Raw genomic sequence first — 15,350 nt, forward strand, 5'->3', positions numbered from 1 at the left:
TCAAAACTCCGGCTTTCTCTTTTCGAGAAAGGCGCTCACGCCTTCCCTGAAATCGTCGCTGTCGAAAGCGGCGTTGAACAGCGCTTCCGATTCCGCATCGTCGTCGGCCTGTCCTTCCAATATGCGCTGGATGACACGCTTGCTCATCCGCTGGCTGTGCGAGGAGACCGACGCCATTGTCTCTGCCATCGCCATCGCCTCGCCATAGGGATTGTCGGCCAGCAGGGTTATCAAACCGATCCGCAGCGCTTCCTCGGCAGGCAGAATCTGCCCGGTGAACAATATGCGCTTGGCTTGCGAAGGACCGACCGCATCGACCAGCAATTTGGTGTCGTGGAGCGGATAGACCAGACCCAGTTTTGCGGGCGTGATGCCGAAACGTGCCGCCGGTCCGGCGATGCGCAGATCGCAGGCCAGAGCGATGCCGCAACCGCCGCCGATACAGTCCCCGTCGATCACCGCCATGGTGGGTTTCGGGGCCTGCGCCAGATCATGCTGGACCTTGCCGATCGCCGCCTGGTTTCTGGCGCGCCAGACCGGATCAGAGGATCCGGTCCCGAATTCGCCGATATCCGCGCCGGCACAAAAGGCGCTGTCTCTGGTGCTGGCGTGGACCATCAATATCCGGATGGCGCTGTCGGCCATAGCGTCAGCGAGCAGGTCGGGGAACAGCTCCCACATGTCCTGGGTGAAAGCGTTACGCTTGGCCAGGCGGTCGATCAGCAGACGCGCGATCTTGCCCTCTTTCTCGAGCCGCAGGGTCATGCCGGATCCACTTGTGCGAGATGCTTGGCAATCTGGTGCCGGCTGGTCACCCAGACATCCTTTTCGAACGGACATGCTTGAGAAATTCCTCGAATGCCCAGATCCGGCCCGGACGACCGATGATCCGCAAATGCAGGCCAAGCGACATCATCTTGGGATTGCCCTCTTCGCCTTCGCGGTAGATCTGGTCGAAATTATGCTTCGCATAGTCGAGCCATTGCTGCGGCGTCATCGCCGGATCGGTCCACATCTTCATGTCATTGCTGTCGAGCTGATAGGGCACTATGGCCAGCGGCTTATCGGGCACGGTCTGCTTGTCCCAGAAGGGAATATCGCCGGAATAGTCATCCATATGATAGGCAAAACCCTCCTCGATCAAAAGGCGCCGCGTATTGTCGGTGTGAAAATAGCGCGACAGCCAGCCATAGGGGCGCACGCCGACGCTTTTCTCGATCGAGTCGACAGCCTTGCGAATGAACGCGCGCTCCTTCTCCTCGTCCATCTTGAACTGGTGCACCCAGCGATAGCCGTGGCTGACCGGTTCGTGACCCAGATCGGCAATCGCTTGCGCAATCTCCGGATGGTTTTCCAGACTCATCGCGGCCACCGTCCAGCTGGCCATGATGTCATAATCGCGCAGCAATTTGACGATCCGCGGCGCGCCGGCCTTGATCCCGTAAAGATAATTGCTCTCGTTGCCATAGTTGCGGATCGGCGACTTGATATGGATGCCCAGTTCGTCGACCGGTTCCATCCCGCGATCGCCGCGCGCGACCGTCATCTCGCTGCCTTCCTCGACATTGACGACGATGCTCAGCGCCATTTTCGCGCCATCCGGCCAGTCCATGCTTTCTTCCTGCATCAGTGCATTTCCTCCCCGCCCGAAACGTTGATCGCTTCGCCGGTCACATAAAAAGCGTCATCGCTGGCCAGCCATGCGCAGGCAGCCGCCGTGTCGCTCGGCAGGCCGGGACGGCCCATCGGGTTTTTCGTGCTCATATTGGCGATATAGGCTTCGACGGTCTCGAACCCGAGCAGCTTGGAGAAATATTCATTCTGCTGCGCGCCCAGCCCGGTCGTCACATGATTGGGGCAAACCGCGTTGACGGTGATGCCGTGCGCGCCGAGTTCCACAGCGCTGGCTCTGGTCAGGCCGACCATGCCATGTTTGGAGCTGACATAGGCGGGCAGATGCGGGAAAGCGGTCTTTGCCGCCTGACTGGCGATATTGATGATGCGCCCGCCCTTGCCGGCCCGGACCATCGCCTTGGCCGCAGCCTGTGTGCAATAGAAGGCACCGGACAGATTGACCCCGATGACCGTCGCCCAGTCCGCCGGATCGACGTCCAGCAGCGGTTTCATCATGAAGCCGATCCCCGCATTGTTGACGAAAATATCGACCGCGCCAAAGGCTTCGACCGTCTGATCGACCAGCGTCTGGCATTGCGCAGCGTCGCTGACATCGCAGGCAATCGTCGCAACCCTGACTCCCCGTCCGCGCAGCTCCTCGGCGACCGCCTCTTCCTCCTCGCCGATGGCCAGATCGGAGACAACGCAATTGGCGCCCTCATCGGCAAAGCGCTGCAATATGCCTTGCCCGAGCCCTTTCTGTTTGCCGGAGCCGGTGACGACAACGGTTTTTCCTGCATAGCGGCCGGACATCAGAGATCCTCGGTCAAAATGAATTGTGGATTGTCGGCAAATTCCTGGAATGGCGCGGCCATCGCCTGGAATTGCTCGGTCGAGATGTCGGCGACGAAACCGTCCATATCCTTGATGTCGAGTATTTCGATATATTGATAGGGCGAGGCGTCTTCCGATCCGAACAGGCCGGTGGCCTTGTGAACGGTAAAGCCGTCGACCGAACCGAGTTTGTTCACGCCCGGAATATCGGCGGTCTTTGCCCAATTTTCATAATCGGCGGCACTGACGCCCTGTTTCAGGTTGAATATGACAATGATGCGCATGGTCTTTCTCTCTTTCATCTTCCGTAAAATAGGGGCGGTTGGCGATAGGCCGACATTTGGTCGTCGAGCTTTCCGGCGAGGTGCAGTAGCCCGGCCTCGTTTCCTGCTGCTCCGATAAGCTGGACGCCGACGGGCAGGCCGTCCTCGTTGCAGCCGGCCGGGATGCTGATCGCGGGCAGGCCGGCGATATTGGCAAGGCAGGTGAAATCCGCCTGATTGTCGGGGGCTTTGCCAGCGTGGCTGAAGGCCGCCTGTGGCGCAGTCGGCAACAGGATCGCGCCATGCTGCGTGATGACTGCGTTCACAGCCTCGCTGACCTCGGCCAGGATCCGGCGGTCTTCGGCCAGATCGGCCGCGCTGCGGTTCGGGCCGAAGGTCAGGAGAAATTTGAGATTGTCGGAAACACCATCCGGATTGGTCTCGATCAATCCGCCCAGCGCTTCGGACAAGGCGAGCGAGGTTAATATGAACCCGGCATAGCGGATACGAGTGAGCGGATAAGGCAATGCGAACTCGTCTGTCGCGCCGAGAATATTGCTCGCCCTTGCAAAATTTTCCAACACGGCCGGTTCACAGTCAACACCACCAAGATTTTCCAACAATGCAATATTATCAATGACTTGCGTGCTTTTATGTCCAGCAGGATTCGCGAACATGCTTCCAAGTCTTCCAATGATCGCGCCATCGGCCCGATGCTGTCGAGCGTCGCTTCGGCAATCTCCAGCCCGTCCTGGCTGATCGCGCCACGGGTCGGCTTGAGGCCGTAAATGCCGCAATAGGCCGCCGGTATCCGCACCGATCCCATGGTGTCGGTACCCAGCGCCACGTCGCACAGACCGGCCGCAACCGCCGCCGCGCTGCCACCGGAAGATCCGCCGGGCGTATAACCGATATGGTGCGGATTCTGCGTCGCACCGAAAAAGATATTGTCGGTCTTGGCGCCCAGCGCCGCCTCTTCCATGTTGAGCGTACCGATAATCGCCGCGCCCGCCGCCCGCAGCCGAGCCACCGCATCGCGTCGCGGGTTGCAATGCGGTCCCGATAGGCGCCGATGCCGCCGGTCCATGGCAGACCCCTGACCGCAATATTGGCCTTGATCCCGACGGTCATGGCTTCCAGCGGCCCCGCGCCAAAGGTCGCGCTTTTGTCGAAATCGACAAAGGCTTTCAACCCGGCGTTGGCGGCTTCAAGGCTATTCCACTGGATCATCTTTCAGTTCACAGCCCCCGCTCGTCGATCAGCCGGATCGGCTTTTGCCGGACGTCGATCTGGCTCGCTGCCGCGGTGCCGCCGACGCGACCAGCTCGATCGCCACATCGATGCCGATACCCTTGCGCAGCAGTTCGGAAAGCTGCGACGGGTCGGAGCCGCCGCGGCTTTCGAGCACCACTTTCATCTCGTCCCGGCCCTTTTCATCGCGGGTCACATAGCAGACATATTCGCCGGTCAGATCGTCGCGATTCTCGATGATCGAGCCGACCGCATGGGGGAAGATATTGATCCCGCGCAGCTTCACCATATTGTCGCTGCGGCCCTTGAACCCGGATATCCGCTTGAACACCATGCCGGTTGCATTGCTGTCGGTCCGTTCTTCGGTAATATCGTGGGTGTTGAAGCGGATACAGGGCGCGATGTCATCCTTGAACAGGCAGGTCACGACCATGTCGCCGGTTTCGCCCGGCGCGACGGGCGTGCCATCGTCAATGTCGAGCAGTTCCAGATATTGCGCATCTTCCCAGACATAGAGGCCGTCGCGATCCGGGCCTTCGCCGGCGATGCTGCCGGTGTCGCCGACCCCGTACCAGTCAAAGGCCTTGGCGCCGTGCCAGGCGGCCTCGGTCGACGCCCGGTCCTCGGTACCGAGATGGCCGATGATCATTTTCAGATTGATCCGGTCGAACAATTGTTCCGCTTCCGCGACATCCGCCAACTTGCGGACATAGTCGACAAAGCCGACCATGCAGGTGACACCGAAATCGGCCATCAGATTGACCTGGTTGATCGACCGCGTCTCGATGCCGGTGCCGGCGCTCAGGAACAGGGAATTGGTGAAATGGGTCACCGCCTCGCGGATATAATGGCCGCCGTTGATCATCCCGTGGCCGTAGACCGACTGGACCACATCATCCCGACCCAGGCCCATCCAGCGATACATCCGCCCGACCAGAAGATTGGTGACTTCGCGACCCTTGGGGCCGAACATCAGCGGCTGCGGCCGTCCCGTCGTGCCGCTAGTGGTATGGAAAATGACGGGATTATTGCCACGCCCGTCGAAATCGCCATAAGGCGGGTAGTCGTTGACCGAGGCCATCAGGTCGGACTTGTCATAGACCGGCAATTTGGTGATGTCGGCCAGACCCTGAATATCGCCCGGCTCGATTCCCTGCGCGCCCCACAGCCGCTGGTAAAAGGGAATCTGCCATCCGCGCTGCATCAGCTTCAGAAACTGCCTGTTCTGGATCGCGTGGAGCTCGTCGCGGGACATGCTTGTGTAGCGGCTGACAAAGGCATCGCCGACCGGATATTGGTCGAGCATCGCTTTGGCGTCGAAAGCTTCAAAATAGGTCGGAAAGGTCATCGGGGCTCCGTCACATAGGCTAGAGGATCGTCAAAAATTCGGGGGTCGTGGCCGGGGTTGGCGAGGCTGCGGGCCAGATCACGCTTGGACCGCGTTTGCGCTTCGGACATGGGTGATGCGGGACTTCCCAGATTGTCGGTAATCGTCCGCACGATCTCGCTGCCATCATGCAATCGGATGGTCAGGCTTTGCGGTGCCAGTGCGTTGTGATCGGGATTGTCATCAATTCGTACGATCACTTTTTCGCCGAGCTTTGCCAGATCGGGATTGGCAAATTCTGCTGGTGTGAAACAGCGCGGATCGATGATCCGGTCGCGCAGCATCAGGGGCACCAGAAACGGCAGGCACAGCCGCGCATAGCTGGGGCTCATATCCGTGCTGTAGGGTCGTCCGACCAGACGGTGGATCAGTGGCGGCGCCGCGACGTCGACGGCGACAACCTGCGATGGATCCAGCGCGCCCTCGCGCAGCATGACGTCGAGCGCACCCAATATGCCATGGCTGGCCCGGCCCGACGGAAAGGGCTTCACGCTGACATTCTCGATCTGCCAGCTGCTGCCGATAATGTCCGTATAGCGCGCAAGATCACCAGGCTCGAACAAGGCGAAATAACCGAACGGGCCTTCCAGCGCATCATGCGGCCCGTCCATGCCGGCTTTCGCCAGATCAACGGCTGTGATGGCGGCGCGTGATGCATTGGCGATCTGCAGGGGCAGGGCGACGGATGCTTCGACATGCGCCTGCATCGTGCCTGCGGCCTGCGAATAGGCGAGCCCGAGAATGTCCGGGAACCGTTCTGCCGGCATAGATTCTAGACGGGCCACGGCCAGCGCCGCGCCGATCACTCCGGCGGTGGCGGGCCGGAAAACTGCATCGCACCGGTCGCGGCAATGCCTAGCCCGCTGGCGATATCGACACCCACCGCGAGCGCCGTGAGAAAATCTTCCGGATCACAGCCTTGCAGTCGGTCCGCCGAAGCAAGCAAGGCGGCAGTCACCACCGAAAGTGCGTGGACCACCGCCGGTTCGTGCACCGCGTCCCATTCGAGGCAATGAATGGCAAAGCCGTTGAACCAGGCCGCCGAAGCGCGGGCAGACGGTCGCCCGAACCCAGCAGCCGCGCTTCCCCGCCGGTCCCCCAGCCGATGACGGCGCCGAGCATGGCGCGTGCTTCATCGGCAGCAGCACCGGCCGCGCCGCCGGCCAATGTATCGCTCAGAAAATGGAGCGCTGCTGTTCTCGCGGAGTCCGACAAGTCATGGTCGGCTGCCGCAAAGGCGATGATTTTCCCGGTCGCGTTCATGACAGCCAGTCCGTCAGCATCCGGTTTATTGCTCCTGCGTCTTTACCGTTGAGCGCCAGATCAACCGCGCGGTCCGCTTCCGCTTCGGACAATCCTCCCCAGGCGATCAGCGCGCGCGCCTTTTCGATTATGCCGTCTTTTGACAGCGGCCGTTCCGGATCGCCCCGCGTATCGACCAGCTCGACCGTCTCGCCGGCGCAATGAATCCGCGCGCCATAATGTTCGGGATAGCGGCTGGTGATATCCGATGCTTCGGACACGGTGACCCGGTTCCGCGCATCGGCCAGCGCGGCTATGGCTTCCGGTTCGAAATCGGCGAGCTGCGGCACATCTCTTGTGGCGACGATGGCCACCGCGTGCTGGATCGAGAATTTGGCGTCATGGACCGTCTGCGGATCCGGCCGATCGCAAAAGGCGACTGCATCGGCATAGGTTTCGACCAGAATTTCTTCCTCCAGCGCGCCGAGCCTGGCCTTGAGTTCCAGCGCGGCGTCAATCGCCGGATGGGCATGGCGACAGGCGCCCCAGGGCTTGAAGCTGACCTCGTGAATCCGCCATTGGTCGGGGAAGGTCATCGGCTTGGGATTTTGCAGGTGGCGGCGTAGAGACCTTGTGGTCCTTCCAATATGAAGCGCGGCCCCTTTATGCCCTTGAACGCGACAACAGAAGCATCCAGGCCCGTCTTGACGGCCCGGGCGATATGCCATTGTTTCGCATCGCTATCTTCGTGTCGCATTTGCCACAGTCCGGAACTCGAGGTTCCCGCCAGACCGAACGCGGAGACGAGCTTTTGCAAATTGTCTTCGGTCTGCTTCTGATCATGGTCATCGTCCGGGAATGGCCAAAAGGCTGCCGTTGCCCCGAAAACGCCAGCCGTCGCGGTGTTGTGGTAAAAACCGTAATGTGCGTCGTCGAAAGTTTCCCCAACCGTAATTACAGCTTCGTATCCGATTATCGCTGCATCGAGCATATGGTCGAAATCATCTGCGTCATTGTGCAGAATGCATGGCCAGATCACTGGTCCAGGGTGCAAGATTGATGCGCGATGGACATCATCCATCTCCATGACATTGCCGAGCCAGGACGCGGTGGCGAGAGCATATGTTTCTATCCCCTGCGAGATGACACACTCGGCAACCCCACTCCGCCGCGCGCCTGCAATGCAACCCAGCCAGTCGAGCAAATGCAATCTTGCCCGCTGTCTTGTCGCTTCGTCGACAGGTCGCATCAAATGGGTTGCGAGTTTCTCGGTCAGGCTCTCTTGCGTCATGCCGTCACCCGTCTTAAGACAAGTCCATGTCCGGACAGAAATCTGAAACTCCCAGCAAAAAGAAGCCGCGCTATCTCGAGCTTGCCGACGAGTTGCGCGAGGAAGTGCTGCGCGGCGATTATCCCGATCCCGGAGATTTCCCAACCGAATCGGTACTTTGCAAGAAATTTGATGTCAGCAGGTTCACGGTCCGCGAGGCCTTGCGCAAGCTCATGTCCGAGGGACTGATTTCCCGCAAGCGCGGATCGGGGACGATCGTTCAACCGGCGACCGCGCGGGCGGGCGCTCTTCACCAGCCGCTGAGCAACGTCGGCGAGATCATGCAATATGCGCGCGATACGACGATCAGTTTTGAGCGGCTGCCGGCACAGGAAATTCCGGTCAAGATTGCCGAACAGATTGGCATCACGCCGAAGCACAAATGGTTTGTCTTCCATGGCAAGCGACTGAAGCCGGGGCGCAAACGCCCGATCGCGGTGACCGTTGCCTGGATCAATCCCGACCTTGCCGATGCCGTTGACAGGATTGACGCCAACGGAGCGACGCTCTTTGGTCAGATCGAGGAATATGCCCAGGTCACGGTCAGCCGAGTGACCCAGGATATCCAGGCGATCGCGGCGACCAAGAAATTCGCTGCGGATCTCGGGCTTGAGGAAGGGGATCCTATCCTGCGTATCCTGCGCTGTTTTTCGACGAGAATGGCCGCTTGTTCGAAATTTCGGCCAGCTACCACCCCGGCGAACGCTTTGCCTATGCCATGCATATCGAGGTGGACTGAAACATTCATTTGCGCAGTTCCGGTGCGTCGGAAGCCTGCCATTCCTCTTCCGACTTGAAACGGAAAGAAGGACCGATCTGGTGCCAGCCACCGGCTTCGACGAGCAACCCCTTTTCCTTTACAAAATCCTGGTCCAGCGCCTCGCGGAAATCGAGCACGGGGGAAAATGCGACATCCTTGTCGGCAAACCATTCTACCCATTGATCGCGGCTCTTCGTGGCAAAGGTCTGGCGCAGGAAATCGATCAGCGGCCGTTGCGCTTCTCCGGCTTCCCGCTCCGCCAGCGGCAGCAGATCGAGCCGGTCTAGAGCGGTCAGCAGCACTTTCGCGAATTTGATTTCGCGGGCACCGAGAACGACATGCTTTCCATCCATGGTCTGGTAGACATTGTAGAAAGCGGCTCCGCCTAGCGACCGTTGCGTCTGTGATTTCGGCGATGTTCCGCCTTGTATGGCGCTGCCGGCAATATGGGCGCACCACGGCAGCATCGAGTCATACATGGCAATATCGACATAATCGCCACGGCCGCTCTGCTCGCGACCGATCAGCGCCATTAGCACGGCGGACAGCCCATTGAGCCCGGCTGCCATATCCGCGGAGGGGACACCCGGTACAACCGGCATGCCGTCGGGACCGTCGTTGACCGACAGGAAGCCCGACAGGGCCTGGACCGCCAGATCATGCGCGGGATGATGCGCCATCTCGCCTTCCTGGCCAAAGGCGGAAATCGAACAATAGACAATCCCGGGGTTCCGGGCGGCAACCGCGTCATAATCGAACCCCAGACGTTTCATCACGCCGGGGCGAAAGCCCTCGATCATCACATCGGCTTCGGCGAGCAGGGCCCATAGCCGCTCGCGGCCTTCGTCGGATTTCAGATCGAGGGCCAGCGCCTGCTTGCCGCGATTGAGATTGCGAAACCAGACCGACTGGCCCGCTTCGACCGGAGCCATTTCCCTCGCCGGGTCGCCGGTCGGTGGCTCGACCTTGATAACCTCTGCACCGTGGTCGGCCATCATCATCGACAGCATCGGACCGGGCAGGAACAGCGACAGATCAACAACATTTATGCCGGACAATTTTCCCATCGGATCAAATCACCCCGCCGGCACGAAGCGCGGCAATGGCATCTGGATCATAGCCGATTTCGCCCAATATACTGTCATTGTCCGCACCCAGCAGGGGCCCCGCCCTGTTTGGCAGACGCTGGCCGTTCAGCTTGATCGGGCTGGACAGGACATCCATTTCCGGCTTGTCGGGATGGCTGATGGTGTCGCGCATGCCGATGGTTTCGAGCCAGGGATTGTCCAGCGCCTGATCGAGTTCATATACTGGCGAGACCGGCATTTCCCCTTGCAGCAGCTCCATCCAGTGCGCGATCGGCCGAGTCGAGAAAATCCCGTCCAGCACGGCTGACAATTCGGTGCGATTGGTCAGGCGATTGGCCGGTGTATCGAAACGGGGATCGGTCATCAGAGCCTGCTGGCCGATGCGTTCGCACAATATCGTCCAGAATTTCGGCAGTTGCGCCATCACGAACATCCATCCGTCAGCAGCCTTGAACATCTGGCTCGGCGTGGCCGAGGGATGGGCGCCGCGGGGTGCGCGCTTGGTCACATCGCCCTCATTCATATACCAGAGCGCCGGATAGCTGGTCTGGTGGACGGCAGCGGAAAGCAGGTCGACATCGACGTCGCAACCCTCGCCCGACCGCTGGGCATCGAGCAGGGCGGCGAGCAGGCCGACCGCCATTTGCGTGCCGGACATGAAGTCGACCATCGACAGGCCGAAGCGGACCGGCGGTCCGTCGGGTTCCCCGGTCAAGGCGCAGAAACCGGCCTCGGCCTGCATCAGATAGTCGTAGCCCGGCCATTTCGCCCGTTCGTTGTCGCGACCATAAGCCGAGACATGGGCGCAGACGATGGCTGGATTGACTGTCTTGAGGGCCTCGTAATCGAGGCCGATTTTCGCCGGCACATCGCCGCGCAAATTATTCGCCATGACATGCGAATTGCTGACCAGCTTGTGCAGGATTTCGATGCCTTCGTCCGAACGAAGATCCAGAGTGAGCGAGCGCTTGTTGAGATTGAAGCTCTGGAAATAGAGGCTTTCCTGCTCGCGCAACCAATGCGGGCCGACGTGCCGTGCCGTGTCGCCGCCCCTGGGCGGTTCGATCTTGATGACGTCGGCGCCGAGCTGGGCAAGAAACATCGTGCCATAGGGGCCCGCACCATATTGCTCGGCCGAGAGGACACGAAAGCCCTTGAGAGGTTGTTTTACGCTCATGAAGATATTTCGATCCGGCACCCGCCGGACGCTCCTGAAAATTGCTGATTTCGGCGAGAATATCCCCGACGTTCAAATCCCATCAAGCCGGATTCCTTTTTACCCATTGTTTCGAGATAATCATCCGCTGCATTTCGTTGGTTCCCTCGCCAATACACATCAGGATGGAATCGCGATAATAGCGTTCAATGTCATATTCTTTCGAATAGCCATAGCCGCCATGGATGCGCAGGCCTTCTTCGGAATTTCTGACCGCGGCCTCGGATGCGAAATATTTCGCCATGCCGGCTTCCATATCGCACCGTTCTCCACGATCATAGATTTTCGCAGCGTCCAGCGTCAGCAGCCGTGCAGCGCGGGCGCGGGTAACCATTTCCCCGAGCTTCAACTGGATCGCCTGATGCTCGCAGATCGGCTTGCCCATGGTTTCGCGCAGCTGGGCATATTCGGTTGCCAGCCGCAGCGCTCCGTCGGCGAGGCCGACGCCGCGCGCCGCCACGTTGATCCGGCCCAGTTCGAGACCGCCGGTTGCCTGGAAAAAGCCCTGGCCTTCGACGCCACCGATCAGGTTTTCTGCCGGGATGCGATAATTGTCGAACATCAATTCGGCGCTGTCGATCGCCTTATATCCCAGCTTGTCGAATTTCTTGCCGACGGTGAAGCCTTCGCCCTTTGGCGCGATCATCAGGCTCATGCCTGATAGCGCGGTTCTGCCTTGGGATTGGTCTTGACCAGCAGGGCAAAGCACTCGCCCTTGATCCCGTTGGAAATCCAGGTCTTGGTGCCATTGATGACATAATCGTCTCCGTCCCGCGTCGCGACCGTCCGGATGGCCTGCAGGTCGGTGCCGGCGTTGGGCTCGGTGAGGGCCAGCCCGCCGCGGATTTCCCCGCTGGCGAATTTCGGCAGCCATTTCGACTTTTGCTCCTCGGTACCGAACCGCTCGACTGCCGCGGCCATGATCAGGTGCGAGTTCACGATTCCGGTGATCGCCATCCAGTAGGACGAAACATAAGCGATGATTTTCGCATAGGTGGTCGCGGGCAGGCCCAGACCGCCATATTCTTCGCCGATGGTCGCGCCAAACAGTCCCATTTCCGCCATCTGGGCAACCAGTTTCTCGGGCCAGATGTCTCCATGGTCATGTTCCATCACCACTGGCTTGACTTCACCTTCGACCCATTTCTCGATCGCATCCATGAAGGCGCGTTCGTCGTCGGGGTCTATCGTCCTGATCTGGTTCATATTCACGGCACTCGCCATATTCACGCTCCCTTATTGCCTGTTCTAGTCGTCTGCGCCGCCGAAACCGCGCTTCCAGATCAGCATGGTGCGTTCGAATGTGCAAACCACATCGCCATCCTGGTTCTTGCCGATCGTCTTGACCGTGACAATGCCTTGCTCGGGGCGCGAGGAGGACTCGCGCTTGTCGAGCACTTCGCTCTCTGCATAGAGCGTGTCGCCCGGGAACAGAGGATGGGTGAGACGGATCTTGTCCCAGCCAAGATTGGCCACCGCCTTCTGGCTGGTGTCCGAAACGCTCATTCCGACCATCAGCGCGACCGTCAGCGGCGAGCAGACCAGCGGCTTCTTGAACTCGGTCTTCTTGGCGAATTCATAATCGAAATGCGCCGGGTGGGTGTTCATTGTCAGCAGCGTGAAATGCACGTTGTCGGTGTCGGTAATCGTCCGGCCGGGGCGATGCTCGTAGATATGGCCAACGGCAAAATCCTCGAAATAGCGGCCAAATGTCTCGCGGAAACGTCCCGGACTGACTTCAATAACTCCATCACGCATATCTAATTTCCTTTATCCAGATTTGAATTGAACCGGGCGGATTCGACGATCCGCCGGTATCTTTGCATGACCGGCGCTTCCAGCATCCGGCCATTGTGATTGATTGCTTTGCCGCCGGCCTGTTCGTAGGCGGCAAGCGCGTCGGTTGCTTCGGCGATCTCTGCATCGCTTGCGCGCATTGCGGTCTGGATCGCCGCGAGCTGCTTGGGGTGAATAGCGGCCTTGGCGTGAAAGCCCATCGCTTTGGCGCGGGCGCATTCCTCGGCCAGCCCCTCTTCGTTCGACATGTCGATATAGGGAACATCGATCGCGCCGATCTGCGCTGATGCACAGCACATGATGAATGCACCCCGCGCGGCGAGCAGCGGCTCCCACTCCAGCTTCGTTCCCAGCTCTGCGGAAAAGTCTCCACCGCCGAACATCATTGCGGTCACGCCCTTGCTGGCTGCGATCGCGTCGCCGGCCCGCAGCCCCTTGACCGTTTCGATCAGGGGAACCAGTCCGTCGACCTTGTCGCCGAGAATATTATGGGCGATTTCAATTTCGCCTGCGCTCTCGACCATCGGAACGAACAGCAGCGCGGGACAATGATCGGCATTCCGCAATGCCAGCAGGTCTGCAAGACCGTCGGCGGTGTTCAGGCCATTGATCCGGACGGCGGTCTTGTCCCGATCGAGATCGGCCAGCGCTGTCAGCACGGATTGACGCGCCGCGTCCTTTTCGCCGGCAGGCACCGAATCTTCCAGGTCGATGCAGATCATGTCGGCGCCGCTGGCCGCGGCCTTTGCGTAGCGTTCGGGACGGTTTGCCGGAACAAAGAGAAAGTTGGTGAAGCTGATCATGTTATCCCATGTCTAAAAATACGATATTGTCCCTTCCCAATTTGTCCGGACAAATATAAAGTCAACCGGAAAGTGAAATTATTTCATCTCATTCACTTCGGGAGAGCTATCTATGAAATCTGTTTTTAAACTCGGTATTGCGTTGGCGGTGGTGGCCGCTACATCCTCTGTAACCCCTGCTTTTGCGCGTACTCTGGACGCCAATGTGCCGGAAGATGCGCTCGAGATCATGAAGCGTACCCAATGCGGGGAAGCCGACGGCGTGCCGGCGGTCTATTATTGGTCGGGCAAAGTCTATTCCCGCGTGGCCGGCGAACCGGACCGCCATTTGTTCAATGGCGAAGGCATGAATATACGCCAATGTGTCCGCGTCGAAGATCCGAAACGCGGAGTCGGCTATCGCCAGGTCAGCCGCGAAGTCATGTTCTATCTCGATCCGGAAACCAACGAGGTTCTCCGCACCTGGGACAATCCGTGGAGCGGGGAAACAGTCAATGTCATGCAGATCGCCAATGATCCGGTGAATGGCCATCCAAGCTATCCCTATTCCGCAGATGGCAAGCCTTATGCGCTCCCGACCATGCACCGGCAGGGCAAATGGCTGTTCCTGCCGATGGAAGTGCCGCTCTTCTATCACAATGTTCTGGCCGGCGATTATCAGGACTATGTCGGCAACAAATATCACGCCATGGAGATTTTCGACTTTGCCATGCTGGCCGACGAAATACTCGATACGAAGAACCCGACTGCTTATCCGACGATCAGCTGGGTCCGGATATCCGACTGGATGCCGTGGATGAAAATGCGCGGCCGGCAAGGACAGATGGTCTTCAACGCAATGGGTGCCAAGCTGAAAAGCTATGATGACCTGCCCAAGGTGATCAAGGACGAGATCGCGCTGAACCATCCCGAATATACGGCGCCTCCTCCCGGTGACGATCCGCGGCCCAATGAAACGACCTGGACCGTGTTCAAGGAAATGATCGACGCCGAGCGGGCGGCAAAGGCCGAAGGCAAATAGATCCGGGGCAGATTCTGTCTCGCTGAAAGGCCGGTCGGAGGACCGGCCTTTCTTTTTCCGTCACTGCTCATTCCGGTCAAAATGGCTTGATGTTGCCGAGAAAGGCCGTCGCCACCAGTAGCAGGTAGACGACCCACACCCAGATTCGCGTCCGGTCCATCGTGTGGAGCAGCGGGATTTCGGTTTCGTCGGACGATCCTTCGGCGATCAGTTTTCCCAGCTGTGGACCGACCGGCTTGAAGGCCACGTCGATCATGATTGCCGCAGCAAATATCAGGCCGAACATCAGCGCCTTGGTTGCCAGCCAGACCGGCGCAAGCGGGGCGCTGGGTCAGGGAAACCAGTCCGAGACCGATGTAGAAAACCGTCAGGCCGACGGTCAGCGGCTTCTCTATTTTGCGATCGCGGGCGGCGCGTTCGGTCTGGTCATGGCGGTGCGCATCCCAGACCAGCCAGAGCCAGAAGCCGCCGACCGCCCACGCCACGACCAGCGCCCAGACCGGCAAATCCCACCAGCCACCGGCATCGACCATGGTCAATGTCAGCGGCACCATCAGCGCCCAGGCGGTGCGCGGCACCATGTCGAGATTGACGAGCAGCTGCAGCAATATCAGCCGCTGTGGCAGGTCATATTTTTGCCGTTTGCGGAAATGTTGTCCGAGCATGAACACGCCGACATCGGCCCCCAGCCATAGAACAAACAGGATTATGTGTACAAATACAAGAAGTTGGTAAAAACTGACG

21 protein-coding genes are annotated in these 15,350 nt (G+C 59.5%); 3 read left to right on the top strand and 18 right to left on the bottom strand.

Features of this window, described 5'->3' with window-relative positions:
- From C8024_RS09640 to C8024_RS09685, 11 genes are all read right to left on the bottom strand, one after another.
- Positions 1-765: an enoyl-CoA hydratase/isomerase family protein gene (locus C8024_RS09640; protein WP_173204477.1), complete on the bottom strand. Its 765-nt coding sequence runs from the start codon at positions 763-765 to the stop codon at positions 1-3.
- 46 nt (positions 766-811) lie between these two features.
- Complete coding sequence (locus tag C8024_RS09645; protein WP_254305764.1) at positions 812-1,627, bottom strand: polysaccharide deacetylase family protein; 816 nt, start codon at positions 1,625-1,627, stop codon at positions 812-814.
- Positions 1,627-2,427 carry an SDR family NAD(P)-dependent oxidoreductase gene (locus C8024_RS09650; protein WP_173204481.1) on the bottom strand — a complete coding sequence of 267 codons (801 nt, stop codon included), beginning with the start codon at positions 2,425-2,427 and terminating at the stop codon, positions 1,627-1,629. The genes C8024_RS09645 and C8024_RS09650 overlap by 1 nt, the downstream gene beginning before the upstream one ends.
- Positions 2,427-2,732, bottom strand: a complete 306-nt coding sequence (locus tag C8024_RS09655) for an REDY-like protein HapK (RefSeq protein ID WP_173204484.1) — start codon at positions 2,730-2,732, stop codon at positions 2,427-2,429. The genes C8024_RS09650 and C8024_RS09655 overlap by 1 nt, the downstream gene beginning before the upstream one ends.
- A gap of 14 nt (positions 2,733-2,746) precedes the next feature.
- The gene (locus C8024_RS09660) at positions 2,747-3,295 is read right to left on the bottom strand and encodes an amidase family protein (RefSeq protein ID WP_367947263.1); all 549 of its coding nucleotides are present in this window, start codon (positions 3,293-3,295) and stop codon (positions 2,747-2,749) included.
- Positions 3,193-3,741, bottom strand: coding sequence for an amidase family protein (locus tag C8024_RS09665; protein WP_367947264.1), 549 nt, complete (start codon positions 3,739-3,741; stop codon positions 3,193-3,195). Before C8024_RS09665 ends, C8024_RS09660 begins: the two co-directional genes overlap by 103 nt.
- A 228-nt stretch (positions 3,742-3,969) precedes the next feature.
- A complete protein-coding gene (locus C8024_RS09670) occupies positions 3,970-5,310 on the bottom strand; it encodes a phenylacetate--CoA ligase family protein (protein WP_254305765.1) in 1,341 nt (446 codons plus the stop codon).
- A complete protein-coding gene (locus C8024_RS21475) occupies positions 5,307-6,134 on the bottom strand; it encodes an MmgE/PrpD family protein (RefSeq protein WP_367947265.1) in 828 nt (275 codons plus the stop codon). Before C8024_RS21475 ends, C8024_RS09670 begins: the two co-directional genes overlap by 4 nt.
- Positions 6,135-6,151: 17 nt before the next feature.
- Positions 6,152-6,451 (bottom strand): MmgE/PrpD family protein, encoded by a 300-nt coding sequence (locus C8024_RS21480; protein ID WP_254305779.1) that lies wholly within the window; start codon positions 6,449-6,451, stop codon positions 6,152-6,154.
- Positions 6,452-6,608: 157 nt separating this feature from the next.
- Positions 6,609-7,187, bottom strand: a complete 579-nt coding sequence (locus C8024_RS09680) for an MmgE/PrpD family protein (RefSeq protein ID WP_173204493.1) — start codon at positions 7,185-7,187, stop codon at positions 6,609-6,611.
- Complete coding sequence (locus C8024_RS09685) at positions 7,184-7,882, bottom strand: MmgE/PrpD family protein (RefSeq protein WP_173204496.1); 699 nt, start codon at positions 7,880-7,882, stop codon at positions 7,184-7,186. The genes C8024_RS09680 and C8024_RS09685 overlap by 4 nt, the downstream gene beginning before the upstream one ends.
- Positions 7,883-7,908: 26 nt before the next feature.
- Between C8024_RS09685 and C8024_RS09690 the strand changes: the two genes are divergently transcribed.
- Positions 7,909-8,718 (top strand): GntR family transcriptional regulator, encoded by an 810-nt coding sequence (locus C8024_RS09690; protein WP_173204499.1) that lies wholly within the window; start codon positions 7,909-7,911, stop codon positions 8,716-8,718.
- On the opposite strand, the gene C8024_RS09695 is transcribed toward C8024_RS09690, so the two are convergent.
- The 6 genes from C8024_RS09695 to C8024_RS09715 all read right to left on the bottom strand — a co-directional run bounded on the left by C8024_RS09695 (position 8,666) and on the right by C8024_RS09715 (position 13,585).
- Positions 8,666-9,748, bottom strand: a complete 1,083-nt coding sequence (locus tag C8024_RS09695) for a CaiB/BaiF CoA-transferase family protein (RefSeq protein ID WP_173204502.1) — start codon at positions 9,746-9,748, stop codon at positions 8,666-8,668. The genes C8024_RS09690 and C8024_RS09695 overlap by 53 nt on opposite strands.
- Positions 9,749-9,752: 4 nt before the next feature.
- Positions 9,753-10,946, bottom strand: a complete 1,194-nt coding sequence (locus tag C8024_RS09700; RefSeq protein WP_173204505.1) for a CaiB/BaiF CoA-transferase family protein — start codon at positions 10,944-10,946, stop codon at positions 9,753-9,755.
- Positions 10,947-11,028: 82 nt separating this feature from the next.
- A complete protein-coding gene (locus tag C8024_RS21485; protein WP_254305766.1) occupies positions 11,029-11,640 on the bottom strand; it encodes an acyl-CoA dehydrogenase family protein in 612 nt (203 codons plus the stop codon).
- Positions 11,637-12,209, bottom strand: a complete 573-nt coding sequence (locus C8024_RS21490) for an acyl-CoA dehydrogenase family protein (RefSeq protein WP_254305767.1) — start codon at positions 12,207-12,209, stop codon at positions 11,637-11,639. Before C8024_RS21490 ends, C8024_RS21485 begins: the two co-directional genes overlap by 4 nt.
- A gap of 24 nt (positions 12,210-12,233) precedes the next feature.
- Positions 12,234-12,743, bottom strand: coding sequence for a MaoC family dehydratase (locus tag C8024_RS09710; protein ID WP_100092912.1), 510 nt, complete (start codon positions 12,741-12,743; stop codon positions 12,234-12,236).
- A 2-nt stretch (positions 12,744-12,745) separates the two neighbouring features.
- Positions 12,746-13,585, bottom strand: a complete 840-nt coding sequence (locus tag C8024_RS09715) for a CoA ester lyase (protein WP_173204507.1) — start codon at positions 13,583-13,585, stop codon at positions 12,746-12,748.
- Between the two features lie 112 nt (positions 13,586-13,697).
- Here C8024_RS09715 and C8024_RS09720 point away from each other — a divergent pair, with 112 nt between their 5' ends.
- The gene (locus C8024_RS09720) at positions 13,698-14,606 is read left to right on the top strand and encodes a DUF1838 family protein (protein WP_173204509.1); all 909 of its coding nucleotides are present in this window, start codon (positions 13,698-13,700) and stop codon (positions 14,604-14,606) included.
- A gap of 76 nt (positions 14,607-14,682) precedes the next feature.
- On the opposite strand, the gene C8024_RS21495 is transcribed toward C8024_RS09720, so the two are convergent.
- A complete protein-coding gene (locus tag C8024_RS21495; RefSeq protein ID WP_254305768.1) occupies positions 14,683-14,862 on the bottom strand; it encodes a hypothetical protein in 180 nt (59 codons plus the stop codon).
- Here C8024_RS21495 and C8024_RS21500 point away from each other — a divergent pair.
- Positions 14,861-15,301: a hypothetical protein gene (locus tag C8024_RS21500; protein ID WP_254305769.1), complete on the top strand. Its 441-nt coding sequence runs from the start codon at positions 14,861-14,863 to the stop codon at positions 15,299-15,301. The two genes, C8024_RS21495 and C8024_RS21500, sit on opposite strands and share 2 nt — an antisense overlap.
- Positions 15,302-15,350 lie beyond the last annotated feature (49 nt).

It is taken from the genome of Sphingopyxis sp. BSNA05 (assembly GCF_013265645.1).
Lineage (GTDB): Bacteria > Pseudomonadota > Alphaproteobacteria > Sphingomonadales > Sphingomonadaceae > Parasphingorhabdus.